This is a genomic window from Pseudomonas sp. Z4-7 (assembly GCF_051131965.1).
GTDB lineage: Bacteria > Pseudomonadota > Gammaproteobacteria > Pseudomonadales > Pseudomonadaceae > Aquipseudomonas.
Window position 1 is genome coordinate 4724699 of record NZ_CP071642.1, and the last position, 12860, is coordinate 4737558.

Here is a 12860-nt window from a genome sequence, read left to right on the forward strand (position 1 = left end):
TCTGACTTGAAAGGACAGCACCATGCGCATCGTCGTTGCCCTGGGCGGAAATGCCCTCCTGCGTCGGGGTGAACCCATGACCGCCGACAATCAACGCAGCAACATCCGCACCGCGACCGAACAGATCGCCAGGATCCATCCCGGCAACCAGTTGGTCATCGCCCACGGCAACGGCCCGCAGGTCGGCCTGTTGTCATTGCAGGCGGCGGCCTACACCTCGGTCACGCCGTATCCGCTGGACGTGCTGGGCGCCGAAACCGAAGGCATGATCGGCTACATCATCGAACAGGAACTGGGCAACCTGCTGGACTACGAAGTGCCCTTCGCCACGCTTTTGACCCAAGTCGAAGTGGACGCCAACGACCCGGCTTTCCAGAACCCGACCAAGCCCATCGGCCCGGTCTACAGCCGGGAAGAGGCGCAGCAACTGGCCGCAGAAAAAGGCTGGGCGATTGCCGCCGACGGCGACAAGTTCCGCCGGGTGGTCGCCAGCCCACGGCCCCGGCGCATCTTTGAAATCCGTCCGATCAAGTGGCTGCTGGAAAAAGGCAGCATCGTGATCTGTGCCGGCGGTGGCGGCATCCCGACGATGTACGACGCCGACGGCAACCTGCAAGGCGTCGAAGCGGTGATCGACAAGGACCTGTGTTCGGCACTCTTGGCCGAACAGCTGGAAAGCGATCTGCTGGTCATCGCCACGGACGTCAAAGCCGCTTTCATCGACTTCGACAAGCCGACCCAGAAAGCCATCGCCCGGGCTCACCCCGACGAGATGGAAAAACTGGGCTTTGCCGCCGGGTCCATGGGGCCCAAGGTGCAAGCCGCCTGCGAATTCGCCCGCCACACCGGCAAGGTCGCGGTGATCGGGTCGCTGTCGGACATCGAGGCTATCGTCCAGGGCACCGCCGGCACGCGCATCAGCACGGCAACGCCGGGGATTGTTTATCGGTAACCACAAAACTTATCCGGCAGGCGCGGTGTCTGCCGTTCTCCACGCCTTCGAAGGAGAGACCCTTATGGCCACGTTCCAACCCGGTCACCTGCACATGGAACGCCATGCGCTGAACAAGGACGACTACAGCTACAACCTGTGCATCGATTACGAGGTGACCCAGGATCCAGAGGAAGGAACGGGCATGTCGTTCCGGCTACACGGCACGGTGGAAGACAAGAGCGTGGACGAGACGTTTTTCCTGGCCAAGGACCAGGCCTTCGACTTCGCCCGCCACGCCACGCGCATCGCCCAGCAGTACGGCATGCCGAAGACCGCCAGCATCGGCTCGATGCACAGGTATTACGACGAGATGTTCGAAGACGTGCGGCACCAGCTCGACGTCAAGCCGGGTGATCCGATGAAGCCTGAGCATTTGGAATAGCTGCCCGAAAGCCCCCTTATCTCCTGTGGGAGCGAGCTTGCTCGCGATGGCGGCGTATCAGCTTGCATGGATGTTGGATGTACCGCCCTCATCGCGAGCAAGCTCGCTCCCACAGGGAATCTATAAGCATTCTGAATACCGGGCTACACACAAGCCCCACCCGACTGGCAACTCGCCATGGCTGACCTATGCTGAAAACAGTACCCCCGGGTATTCGTTCAGAGGTCATCGCCATGAACATCAAAACAAGAAGACGCCTCGCCATTTTTATCACCTGCACGGCCACGCTAGCGCTGTATGGCACCGCGGCTTATCGGGTCGAACAGGCCAGGCAGTTGCCCCGTGAATACGCCAGCTGCAACTTCGAACGCTGCATACCGCACAACGCATCCCTGAACGCTCTGCGCTGAAGCGGTTTCAGTCGTCCTGCTGATCGGTCTTGAGCCGGTCGCGGAAGGCCTTGGGCGAAATGCCGACACGCCGGCGAAACAGCCGGGTGAAGTTGGTCGGGTCGGAAAAGCCGAGCAGTTCGGAGATCTCGTAGATGGTCATGCCGGTGTAGGTCAGCAGCCGCTTGGCCTCCAGCAGCTGACGCTCGTGCATGATCTGCAACGCCGGTTGCCCGGCCAGCTCGCGACAGGTGCCGTTGAGGTGCGATACCGAGATGCCCAGGCGATGGGCGAGGTCTTCGACCTTGACGTGCTGGCGATAGGTTTCCTCCACCAGTTGGATGAACCCGTTGAGATATTCCCGGGCCCGTTGCGGGCGCTGCGACGAGGTACGCCTGTCCATTACCTGGCGACTGACCCAGACCATGATCACGCTGACCAATGCATGCATCAGCATTTCCCGGGCCGGTTCGTGGCCAACATATTCCGCCTGCAAGGCGCTGAAAAGGCTGTTGAGGTAGTCGGCGTTTTCGCCGGCCGGGTAGGCTTCGGCCTGGGCCAGGACATTCACCGAATGCCCAAGCTGCCCTTGCAGATGCGTCACCAGCGGCGCCGCCAGGGTAACCACGTAACCTTGCACATCCTCGGAAAAGCGAAAGCCGTGCACTGACAAGGGCGGCAGGATCTGCACGGCCGGCTCGTCGAGCCGGGTGCGCTGGCCTTCTATTTCCAGCTCGGCCTGGCCTTTGTAGATAAACAGCAACTGACACAGGTCCGCATGCCGATGGGGTTTGATTTCCCACTGGTGTTCGCTGCTGCGCGTGGAAATGGTTTCGCAATGCAGCAGGTCCGGCGTCGGCCAATCCTGGCTCTCACCGTAGAGCTTGAACACCGGTATCGAAGGCAGCTCGGTTTTCTTCATACGAGGGTTGGCCTCGGGTTACGGGCGGTAATCGCACCGATTGGCAGAAAGTACAGGTTTCAGCGCAGTTTTCCCCTTCAATTGACAGGTTCGCAAGCGAAAAATGCAGGCCAGGATTACTAATAATAAACACCGACCCTGGTCGCGTGCTCTTGCGAGTCATAACAACAATGAAAACCCTCAAGACCCAAGTCGCCATTATCGGCGCCGGCCCCTCTGGACTGCTGCTCGGCCAGTTGTTGCACAACGCCGGCATCGATACCCTGATCCTGGAACGCCAGACACCCGACTACGTCCTCAGCCGCATCCGCGCCGGCGTGCTTGAGCAAGGCATGGTGCAGTTGCTGCGCCAGGCCGGGGTCGGCCAGCGCATGGATGCCGAAGGCCTGCCCCATGATGGCTTCGAGCTGGTCCTCAATGGCCGGCGCGTGCACATTGACCTGAAGGGACTGACCGGTGGCCAGAACGTCATGGTCTACGGCCAGACCGAAGTCACCCGCGACCTGATGGCTGCCCGCCAGGCCTGCGGCGCGCAGACCCTGTACCAGGTCGATAACGCCCAGCCCCACGACTTGCAGACCGACCAGCCCTTCGTGACCTTCGAGCATGCGGGCGAAACCTGGCGCCTGGACTGCGATTACGTGGCCGGCTGCGACGGTTTCCACGGCGTCGCACGGCAATCGATCCCGGCGGAAAAACTCAAGGTCTTCGAGCGCGTCTACCCGTTCGGCTGGCTCGGCATCCTGGCCGACACCCCGCCGGTCCACGAGGAGTTGGTCTACGCCCGCCATGAGCGCGGCTTTGCCCTGTGCAGCATGCGCTCGAGAACTCGCACCCGCTATTACCTGCAAGTACCCGCCGAGGAACAAATAGCCGACTGGCCGGACGAGCGTTTCTGGAGCGAGCTGAAAAACCGCCTGCCCGCCGACCTGGCCGAAGCGCTGGTGACCGGCCCGTCCATCGAAAAAAGCATCGCGCCGTTGCGCAGTTTTGTCGTCGAACCGATGCAGTACGGGCGGATGTTTTTGGTCGGCGATGCCGCCCACATCGTCCCGCCCACCGGTGCCAAGGGGCTGAACCTGGCCGCCAGCGACGTCAGCACGTTGTTCAACATCTTGCTCAAGGTCTATCGCGACGGTCGCGTGGATCTCCTGGAACGCTATTCGGCCATTTGCCTGCGGCGAGTCTGGAAGGCCGAACGGTTCTCCTGGTGGATGACTTCGATGCTGCATCGCTTCGACGACGATGCGTTCAACCAGCGCATCAGCGAAGCGGAGCTGGAGTATTTCGTCGACTCCGAGGCCGGTCGAAAAACCATTGCGGAAAACTATGTCGGCCTTCCTTACGAGGCTATCGAATAGCCAACTATCGATTTAAACTGCGGGCTCCCGTCCATTCGCCTCCCCGGCGCGATGCCCGCAGGTCCAGCCTTGAATCAGCTCGATACGCCTCAAGTCCCGCAACCCGCCATCCGCAGCGTGCTGGTGGCGCTGATGCTGGCGATTTTCCTCGGTGCGTTGGACCAGACCATCGTCGCCGTCTCGATGCCGGCGATTTCCGCGCAATTCAAGGATGTCAGCTTGCTGGCCTGGGTGATCTCCGGCTACATGGTCGCGATGACCGTTGCGGTGCCGATCTACGGCAAGCTGGGCGACCTGTACGGCAGGCGGCCATTGATGCTGTTCGGCATGGGCCTGTTCACGCTCGCCTCGCTGTTCTGCGGCCTGGCGCAGGACATGCAACAACTGGTACTGGCGCGGATTTTCCAGGGCATCGGCGCTGGCGGGATGATTTCCGTGAGCCAGGCGATCATCGGCGACATCATCCCGCCCCGGGAACGTGGCCGTTACCAGGGCTACTTCAGCAGCATGTATGCGGTCGCCAGCGTCGCCGGGCCGGTGCTGGGCGGTTACATGACCGAATACCTGTCCTGGCGCTGGGTGTTCTGGATCAACCTGCCGCTGGGCCTGGGCGCCTGGCTCGTGGCCCGGCGCACGCTGGTGGGGCTGCCGGTGCCGCAACGCACGCCCGTCATCGACTACCTGGGCACCGTCTTGCTGATCATCGGCCTGACTGCCTTGCTGCTGGGCATCACCCAGGTGGGCCAGGGCCACGCCTGGCACAGCCGCGAAGTGCTCGGGCTGCTCGGTGGCGCCGTGGTCGTGCTGGGGGTATTCGCCTGGCATGAGCGCCGCGCCCGGGAGCCGTTGCTGCCCATGCACCTGTTCGTCAACCGCAGCGCGGTGCTGTGCTGGTGCACCGTGTTCTTCACCAGTTTCCAGGCGATCTCGCTGACGGTGCTGGTGCCGTTGCGCTTCCAGAGCGTGACCGGCGCCGGGGCCGACAGTGCCGCGCTGCACCTGCTGCCACTGGCGATGGGCCTGCCGATGGGCGCCTATTTCGCCGGACGGCGCACCTCGATCACCGGTCGCTACAAACCGATGATCCTCAGTGGCGCCCTGCTCTTCCCGTTCGCTATCCTCGGCATGGCCTTCACCCCGCCCGCGGCATTCTGGCTCAGCAGCCTGTTCATGCTGCTTGGCGGCATCGCGTCCGGCATGCAATTTCCCACCTCGCTGGTGGGTTCGCAGAATTCGGTGCAGCAACGGGACATCGGTGTGGCCACCAGCACCACCAACCTGTTCCGCTCACTGGGCGGCGCGGTCGGCGTGGCATTGATGTCGGCGCTGCTGCTGGCGCTATTGCAGGATTCAGGTTTTGCCCAGCTCGCCGGTTCGTCAGTGATCAGCGAAGGGCATTCCGGCAACGTGCTGCTCGACGGCCTGAACGCCGCGCCGGGCGCGGCACGGGATGCCTTGCGCGAGGAACTGCAAGCGACGTTCCGGCATTTGCTGATGATCAGCGCGGCGGTGTCGTTGCTGGGGTTGGCGGCGGCGCTGGCAATGCCCGATTGCCTGTTGCGCGGGCGAGAAGAAAAAACTCGCTAGTGCGGATGGCACTGACCTATGTGGCGAGGGAGCTTGCTCCCGCTGGACTGCGCAGCAGGCCCAAAATCCTGAGTGAGCAGGGGGAATTTTGGGGCCGCTTCGCGGCCCAGCGGGAGCAAGCTCCCTCGCCACAAAATCCCGTTAGGCCGCCCCCACGACACCTTCGGGCACCACCACCGCGCTCATACCTTCCTTCATCCGCTTGGCATCGCGCACGAAGCAGCGAGAGGCCAGGAACAGGAACACCATGGTCAACAGCAGCGCCACCGGGATCAGGTACATCGCGTCATGCAGGCCGATCGCCTTGAACGCTTCGGTCATTTGCGGGGCGCCTGCGACCGCCATGGCCGTGTGGGCGAAGTAGTCGGACAAGCCGCCGACCACCACCGGCCCAAGGCCGCCGCCGAGCAGATACAGCCCGGCGAAATACAACGCCATCGCCGTGGCCCGCAGGCGCGGCTCCACCACGTCCTGGATCGCGGTGTAGACGCAGGTGTAGAAGTTATAGGCAAACAGCCAGCCGACACTGAACACCGCGACGAACACGCCGATCTCGATGCGCCCGGCATGCAACGCCCACGCTGTAGTCACCGTGGAGATGGCCAGGCTGAATGCCGCGAACAGCAGCCGGCCGTTGGGCACGCGCTGGTGGATCTTGTCGGCCACCCAGCCGCCGAGGGTCAGCCCGAACAACCCGGTCACGCCGACCATGATCCCGGTCGCCACGGCCGCCTCGTGCAGCGGCATCCCGAAATAACGCTGCAGCATCGGCACCAGGAAGGAGTTGCAGGCATAGGTGGCGAAGTTGAAGCACAACCCCGCCAGGATCAGCCAGAGAAAGGTTGGAATCGCCAGCACCCGGCGAATCGGCTTGTCGACCTTTTCCTGGGACACCGCCACGGTTTCCGCCGCGCCGCGCTTGGGTTCCTTGATGAAAAACATGAACACCGCCAGCACCAGGCCCGGCACCGCCGCAATGAAGAACGGCGCGCGCCAGCTGTCGAACGCCTTGACCATCGCGCCAATGGTAAAGAACGCCAGCAGCAGGCCCAGCGGCAGCCCCAACATGAAAATGCCCATCGCCCGAGCCCGACGGTGCGCCGGGAATAGATCGCCGATCAACGAGTTGGCCGCCGGCGCATAACTGGCTTCACCGATGCCCACGCCCATGCGCACCACCAGGAACGCCCAGAAACTGCCCACCAGGCCGTTTACCGCCGTCAGCCCGCTCCATGCCGCCAGGCCCCAGCCCATCAGTTTGCTGCGCGAACCGGTATCGGCCATGCGTCCCAATGGCAGGCCCGCGATGGCATAGACGATGGTGAAGGCGGTACCGATGATGCCGATCTGAAAATCGCTGAGGCTCCACTCCATGCGGATCGGCTCGATGATGATCGCCGGGATGGTGCGGTCGAAAAAGTTGAACAGGTTGGCCAGGAACAGCAGGAACAGAATGCGCCAGGCATTCGCCGCTTGGGTCGAGTTCTGCATGGGTCCGTCTCTTTTTATTGTTTTGGGGCTTCCTTGCCAACGCATTCGAGCCCGGAACCGCCAATCTAATCATGCCTGCCAGCGCTGTCTGTAACTATTCGCAAGGCTGATATCCACCCATGGGAGGTAGGTCCCACAGACAATGGCTTATTCATTTTCCTCACCATCCATCCACAAGGTTGGCGTTAGTATGCTATTACACTGCCTTGAGCTCTGTGGAAGGCTAAAATCGCCGCCATCGACTAGCATGTAGCTCGCAAGGATGGAACACTTACGGACGGGATATTGCTATGGAGTGGCTTGGTTTACGTTTCATGGATGGGCTCCCGCAACACGGCCACGTCATACTCGATTGTTCCCATAATTCCTTTCTGGTGGTGCTGGCCTATCTGGTGGCCTGCACGGCCAGCTTCGCCACGCTGGACATTAGCGAACGAGTTGGGAATGTGGAAAAAGCCGCCTCCCGGCGACTCTGGCGCTGGGTTGGAGCCGGCAGTCTGGCGGGCGGCATCTGGTCCATGCATTTCATCAGCATGTTGGCATTCCAAGTCCCCATTGAAATCCACTACCACCTGCCCACCACCCTGCTCTCGCTGTTATTCGCGCTGACCGCTTCATGGCTGGCAATGCATACCCTCAGCCGTCCTTATCTGAATTTCTGGCAATACCTACAGGCCGCCGTCTGGATCGGCCTGGGCATCGCGATCATGCATTACGTGGGCATGGCCGCCCTGCGATCAGACGCGATGATCTACTACCAACCCGTTCTCTTTGCTCTCTCGATAATGATCGCCATCGGTGCCAGCCTGGCCGCCCTATGGATTTTCAGTCACTTGCGCAACGGCAGCGGCATGGTTCACCAATTGCTCAAATACACTGCCAGCCTGGTGCTTGGTGCTGGCATCGTCAGCATGCATTTCACCGCGATGGCGGCCCTTAGCCTGGTGCTGCCGGATGGCAGCCTGCAACCGCTGCCCGGCGGTAACTATCATCTGCAACTGGGGTCGACGGTAGCAGTGGTGACCCTGCTGATTATCGGCAGCAGCATTGGCGCCGCACTGGCGAACAAGCTGCTGCAACGCAAGGAGCACGATCTGCGGCGGGTCAACGCCCTGCTCGCTGAGCTGGATCAAGCGCGTATTTCGCTGCAGCAGGTGGCCCACCACGACCCCTTGACAGACCTCATCAACCGCCGCGGCTTCAACCAGATTTTCGCCGAGAAACTCATTGAGAAGACTCACGAAGGCGGCATGCTCGCGGTGATGTTCCTCGACATCGATCACTTCAAGCGCATCAATGACAGTCTCGGCCATGACGCCGGCGACGAACTGCTCAAGGTCCTGTCCACTTATATCAAGGCTTCGGTGGTCGGCCACGAAGCCGTGGTGGCGCGATTCGGAGGCGATGAATTCTGCCTCCTGATCAGCCTTGACGGCCGTGAAGAAGCGCGGCAAATAGCCCAACGCATCATGCAAAAAATGAAAGATCCCATCGAGTTGTCCGGACGACGCATGGTCATGACTACTAGCATCGGCGTCAGCTTGTTTCCGAGTGACGGCAAGACCTGCGAGGAACTGCTCAAGAATGCGGACCTGGCGCTATACCAGTCCAAAGATAGCGGCCGTAACGGGCTGCACTTTTTCAGCGCGGACCTGAAAATCCGCGCCACGCTGGAGCTGCAACTCGAGGAGGAACTGCGCTATGCGCTGCGCGAAGGCACTGGATTAATGCTTTATTACGAACCGATCTATGACCTGAAACTCGGCCGGGTCACGAAACTTGAAGCACTGATTCGCTGGCAACACCCGGTACGCGGACTGTTGATGCCTGACCAGTTCATTGCCATCGCCGAAGCCAATGATTTGATTGCCGAGCTGGACAATTGGGCGCTGCGCAAGGCTTGCGAAGACTTGGGCGAATTGTCCCGCCATAATTGCGGAACGCTCACAGTCACCGTGAATTGCTCACCCTTGAACCTGGCAAGAGGCGAACTGGCCAACGAAATCGAACACATCTTGCGCGTCAGCGGGGTGGCGCCAGAACGGCTCGAGCTGGAAGTGACCGAAAATGCGCTGATGGGCAACATTTCCAAGACCCTGGTTCTACTGCAGCAGATTCGCGACCTCGGTGTTTCATTATCAATCGACGACTTCGGCACCGGCTATTCATCCCTGGCCTACCTCAGGCGCCTGCCATTGAACACGTTGAAGATCGACCGCTCGTTTATTCAAGACTTTCCCCAGGCCATTCAAGACATGGACATCGTCCGGGCCATTATCATCATGGCCCATACGCTGCATTTACGGGTCGTCACCGAAGGCGTCAAAACGTTCGAGCAATACGACTTCCTCGAACGCCATGGCTGCGATTTGGTTCAAGGCTACCTGCTCGGTCGTCCGGTACCGTTGCCTGAGTTGCGGCCACTGCTGGCCGAAATCGACCAGCGCAAGCGAACGCACACCGTCGCTGCCATCATTTAGCCTCTTTTTGATTAAAGAACGCCGCGCCATGGCCGATCCAACATGATCAGGAATAGATTCTCCCGAGCGCTGCTCAGGCTGCAGCCCTGAATGCTTGGGCCCGATATTCGCGACCGTCAGGACGCGAGTTCCCATCCGCGATGGTTCGATGACAGAGGTCGTCGGACCGACCAGTCAGGCATACGGCGCACAATGACCTCCAAAAAAACAGCCACTGCGGTTTCCGATCTGACCCTGAGCCCGGCCGCCAACGGCGCGGACGCCTCGGCGCTGTCGAGCAGCTCGCGATCCCTGGCGACCCAGCAATATCTGTATTTCACCGAGACCAACACCGACCGCATCCTCGACAACCTCGATGGCCTGCGTGATGCCGTATTCCCCCGCCCGCCGCACCTGGTGGATGACGAGAGCGAACGTGGCCAGCAGGAATTCCCCTCGGTGTGCCTGATCGGCCTCGGGCGCTGCGGCTCCAACATCGCCCTGGACGTAGCGGAACTGGTCTACAACGCGCGCAAGTTCTATCTCAACGAATTCAACGCCGAAGACAAGCACTACGGTGACAAGGGCTATCGCCCCGCGCAGTGGATGCGCAACCTGCGCCTGGGGACCAGCAAGGCCAGCAAACCGGTGTTCCTGGTGGAACCGCTGGTCATGCTCGGCGACCTGGACAAAGACATCGCCGGGCGTATCCGTTTTTCCCGCAAGGGCGAAAAAAGCGGGTTCTTGCGCGACTACAGCAAAATGAAAATCATGGACCTCTCCGAAGTCCATGCGGGTGGTGCCGGTAACGCGCCGATCCTCGGCCAGTACCTGGCGAAGATCATCCTGAACAAGGACACCCAGCGCTTCTCCAGCCCCGACTGGAAAATGATCCACTCGTACCTGATCGATAGCTGCGGCATCAAGGCCAACCAGTCGCGCCTGTACTTCTCGATCTTCAGCGCCGGCGGCGGTACCGGTTCGGGCATGGCTTCGGAGTTCGGCCTGGCCCAGCAGTACTCGTACATGAACAAGACGTTCGACACCAAGCCGATGGACGAACACGACAGCAAGAGCGGCCATTCCTTCGTCTTCGAACCAATTTTCACCAGCGGCATCTGCGTGCTGCCGAACATTTCCGATCATCGCAGTGAAATGTCCGAGGCGCTGCACATCAACGCCGGACGACTGCTGTGCAAATACCTCTCGGAAGAATGGGATTTCTCGTACAACTTCGCCAACGAAGACAGCAGCGAAGCCAGCGTCATGGGCCGTATCCGGCCATGGAACGCGATGATGCTGATCTCCAACGACATCATGCGCTACGCCGAAGAAAGCGATGACGGCAACATCCAGAACATCGATGTCAATGCCATGGAAAAGCACGCCAACCAGTATATTTCCCAGCAGATCTTCAACATCCTCACGGCCCAGGCCGTGACCACCGACTACGACCAGAACTACTTCCGGCGCGCCGGCATCGACATCGGCGAAACCATTCGCCTGGATGCCAACGACCTGTTCATGAGCCTGGCCGGCCCGGTAGCGATTGCCTACGCTGAATCCGTCGTTCCGGAAACCCCGGCGCCGAGCGGCGACAAGTTCAAGGTGTTCGAAAAAGAGCCGCCGCGCCTGAACATCGATGACCTGTTCTTCCGCTCCATCGACCTGCCGCACTTCAACAAGGTCACCCAGGCCATCGAAGGCATCAGCCTGTTGCCGATCGAATCCAAGCGTTACCGGGCCTCGCTGGAGCAATACAAGAATTCCGGCTATGACGCCGCCGCCCTGCACGACCTGCACTTCTTCAAGAACTGCTCATCGGTGGTGTCGATCGTCTCGCTGCCCAAAGACTACAAGCTGTCCTACATGGACCTGAACCGGCTCAAGACCCACCTCAACAGCCTGTTCCCGAACACCACGCTCAAGCGCTATGCGCTGGTGATCGGCGCCTCGGCCAACTTGTCGCTGACTACCCTGATCGCCAAGAGCCCGTGCCTGTCGGATGACTTCCTGACCCTGATCGTGGCGTTCATCAAGCGCTGCTTTGCCCGCACGCCGTATCGCTTCGACGAGACCCTGGACAACTCGATCCTGGACTTCATCATCAATGAAGAGTTCGACGAAGCACGCATCGACGACCTGCTCAATGAATTCGAGAACCCGGCGAAGATCCTCGACACCAACTGGTACGCGATCAAGCCGATGTACGAGAAGAAGTACCGCGAGCTGATCAGCGACAAGGACAAGTTTGTCTCGATCAATGACATCCGCCTGTCCCGCGACTGCGTGAAGAAGTCGATCAAGTACCTGCGCGAGATCTACCGTCACCGGATCGGCAAGACCAAGGTTATTTCGCTGAATAACCATACTGGCAAGAGTTACTGAGGCTGGCGTGACACCGCGTCGCGCCGATTCGCGAGCAGGCTCGCTCCCACAGGATTTGTGAACACAGATCCGTTGTGGGAGCGAGCCTGCTCGCGAAGGGGCCACGAGCGGCACCGCAAAAACAACATCCAGAAACAATTACGCAGCCCACCGGCCGCACCAAAAACTGTTCCCGTTACGTATACGTCACCCTGCCCTGTGGCGTTTCGCCACGGCAGGCTGTCATCACGCTACTCACCTACACACTTTCCGAGATGCCAAAACACGAACCAACTTGGTGCGCCGATCAATTCGACGCCCTTTCCTGGATCATTATCCACGGCGAAACCACCACGGCCCACAGCAGCGGATCACGCTCGAGAAAATCCAGCGCCCGCGTTTCAGACAGCTTGGCGAGCTGCCCGCCGGCCAGCCAGGCGGCGACTTTGGTACCTTCGTCCTCGGCAATGGCCTCGGCTGCGGCGATCAGATCCAGTGCCGGATCGACCCACAATAGGGCACCCTTGGCAAAGAACGGTTCCAGCTCCTTCCAGGTAATGGATGCGGTTTCACCGAGCAATTTGGCATAGAGGGTGCTAGGTTCTTGATTCATGGGAGCTGTCCGGAAAAGAAATCGGCGCGAATGATAACGTCGGTGGTCTGGCAGAAAAACCCGGTTGCAATTGCAGCACCGATTGAAAAGCGCAGGAAAGCCAAGGATTGCCGATTTGACCCGACAAACCCCGCCGCGAATCTGTCTTTTTCTTTCAATAAAGCGACACCCCCAGGTTTTGCCCCCAAGCGCCAGCTTCCCTTGCCAACAATCGGCGCTCTACACTGTACCGGTACAGTTGCCGGGGGCATTTTCCGCGTGGGTATCCAAGATATCTGACCCGGTTCTGCTGCTA

11 protein-coding genes are annotated in these 12860 nt (G+C 60.4%); 8 read left to right on the forward strand and 3 right to left on the reverse strand.

Annotated elements, in window-relative coordinates:
• Window positions 1-22: 22 nt before the first annotated feature.
• The 3 genes from arcC (at window position 23) to J3P91_RS21115 (ending at window position 1786) form a co-directional block, all read left to right on the forward strand.
• Window positions 23-952 carry a carbamate kinase gene (gene arcC / locus J3P91_RS21105; protein ID WP_434601645.1) on the forward strand — a complete coding sequence of 310 codons (930 nt, stop codon included), beginning with the start codon at window positions 23-25 and terminating at the stop codon, window positions 950-952.
• 64 nt (window positions 953-1016) lie between these two features.
• Window positions 1017-1376 (forward strand): DUF5064 family protein, encoded by a 360-nt coding sequence (locus tag J3P91_RS21110; RefSeq protein ID WP_434601646.1) that lies wholly within the window; start codon window positions 1017-1019, stop codon window positions 1374-1376.
• 233 nt (window positions 1377-1609) lie between these two features.
• Window positions 1610-1786 (forward strand): hypothetical protein, encoded by a 177-nt coding sequence (locus J3P91_RS21115; RefSeq protein ID WP_264430132.1) that lies wholly within the window; start codon window positions 1610-1612, stop codon window positions 1784-1786.
• Between the two features lie 7 nt (window positions 1787-1793).
• Here the strand turns inward: J3P91_RS21115 and J3P91_RS21120 are convergent, their stop codons facing one another.
• Window positions 1794-2687 carry a helix-turn-helix domain-containing protein gene (locus J3P91_RS21120; protein WP_434572277.1) on the reverse strand — a complete coding sequence of 298 codons (894 nt, stop codon included), beginning with the start codon at window positions 2685-2687 and terminating at the stop codon, window positions 1794-1796.
• Window positions 2688-2857: 170 nt separating this feature from the next.
• Here J3P91_RS21120 and pobA point away from each other — a divergent pair, with 170 nt between their 5' ends.
• Together pobA and J3P91_RS21130 are read left to right on the forward strand one after the other, a co-directional pair.
• On the forward strand, window positions 2858-4048 hold the full coding sequence (gene pobA / locus J3P91_RS21125) for a 4-hydroxybenzoate 3-monooxygenase (RefSeq protein ID WP_434601647.1): 1191 nt from the start codon (window positions 2858-2860) through the stop codon (window positions 4046-4048).
• A gap of 51 nt (window positions 4049-4099) precedes the next feature.
• Window positions 4100-5635, forward strand: a complete 1536-nt coding sequence (locus J3P91_RS21130; RefSeq protein ID WP_434601648.1) for an MDR family MFS transporter — start codon at window positions 4100-4102, stop codon at window positions 5633-5635.
• Window positions 5636-5776: 141 nt separating this feature from the next.
• Here the strand turns inward: J3P91_RS21130 and J3P91_RS21135 are convergent, their stop codons facing one another.
• Window positions 5777-7126 carry a spinster family MFS transporter gene (locus J3P91_RS21135; protein WP_434572271.1) on the reverse strand — a complete coding sequence of 450 codons (1350 nt, stop codon included), beginning with the start codon at window positions 7124-7126 and terminating at the stop codon, window positions 5777-5779.
• A gap of 290 nt (window positions 7127-7416) precedes the next feature.
• Between J3P91_RS21135 and J3P91_RS21140 the strand changes: the two genes are divergently transcribed.
• Together J3P91_RS21140 and J3P91_RS21145 are read left to right on the forward strand one after the other, a co-directional pair.
• Window positions 7417-9606, forward strand: coding sequence for a putative bifunctional diguanylate cyclase/phosphodiesterase (locus tag J3P91_RS21140; protein WP_434601649.1), 2190 nt, complete (start codon window positions 7417-7419; stop codon window positions 9604-9606).
• A 192-nt stretch (window positions 9607-9798) separates the two neighbouring features.
• The gene (locus J3P91_RS21145; RefSeq protein ID WP_434601650.1) at window positions 9799-11973 is read left to right on the forward strand and encodes a hypothetical protein; all 2175 of its coding nucleotides are present in this window, start codon (window positions 9799-9801) and stop codon (window positions 11971-11973) included.
• 286 nt (window positions 11974-12259) lie between these two features.
• On the opposite strand, the gene J3P91_RS21150 is transcribed toward J3P91_RS21145, so the two are convergent.
• The gene (locus J3P91_RS21150) at window positions 12260-12565 is read right to left on the reverse strand and encodes a DUF2288 domain-containing protein (RefSeq protein WP_434601651.1); all 306 of its coding nucleotides are present in this window, start codon (window positions 12563-12565) and stop codon (window positions 12260-12262) included.
• Between the two features lie 30 nt (window positions 12566-12595).
• Here J3P91_RS21150 and J3P91_RS21155 point away from each other — a divergent pair, with 30 nt between their 5' ends.
• Window positions 12596-12844, forward strand: coding sequence for a hypothetical protein (locus J3P91_RS21155; RefSeq protein ID WP_434601652.1), 249 nt, complete (start codon window positions 12596-12598; stop codon window positions 12842-12844).
• The last annotated feature ends 16 nt before the right edge of the window (window positions 12845-12860 follow it).

Coding starts and splice junctions, on each gene's coding strand:
- arcC (WP_434601645.1), top strand. CDS start 23: ATGCGCATCGTCGTTGCCCTGGGCGGAAATGCCCTCCTGCGTCGGGGT.
- J3P91_RS21110 (WP_434601646.1), top strand. CDS start 1,017: ATGGCCACGTTCCAACCCGGTCACCTGCACATGGAACGCCATGCGCTG.
- J3P91_RS21115 (WP_264430132.1), top strand. CDS start 1,610: ATGAACATCAAAACAAGAAGACGCCTCGCCATTTTTATCACCTGCACG.
- J3P91_RS21120 (WP_434572277.1), bottom strand. CDS start 2,687: ATGAAGAAAACCGAGCTGCCTTCGATACCGGTGTTCAAGCTCTACGGT.
- pobA (WP_434601647.1), top strand. CDS start 2,858: ATGAAAACCCTCAAGACCCAAGTCGCCATTATCGGCGCCGGCCCCTCT.
- J3P91_RS21130 (WP_434601648.1), top strand. CDS start 4,100: ATGCCCGCAGGTCCAGCCTTGAATCAGCTCGATACGCCTCAAGTCCCG.
- J3P91_RS21135 (WP_434572271.1), bottom strand. CDS start 7,126: ATGCAGAACTCGACCCAAGCGGCGAATGCCTGGCGCATTCTGTTCCTG.
- J3P91_RS21140 (WP_434601649.1), top strand. CDS start 7,417: ATGGAGTGGCTTGGTTTACGTTTCATGGATGGGCTCCCGCAACACGGC.
- J3P91_RS21145 (WP_434601650.1), top strand. CDS start 9,799: ATGACCTCCAAAAAAACAGCCACTGCGGTTTCCGATCTGACCCTGAGC.
- J3P91_RS21150 (WP_434601651.1), bottom strand. CDS start 12,565: ATGAATCAAGAACCTAGCACCCTCTATGCCAAATTGCTCGGTGAAACC.
- J3P91_RS21155 (WP_434601652.1), top strand. CDS start 12,596: ATGATAACGTCGGTGGTCTGGCAGAAAAACCCGGTTGCAATTGCAGCA.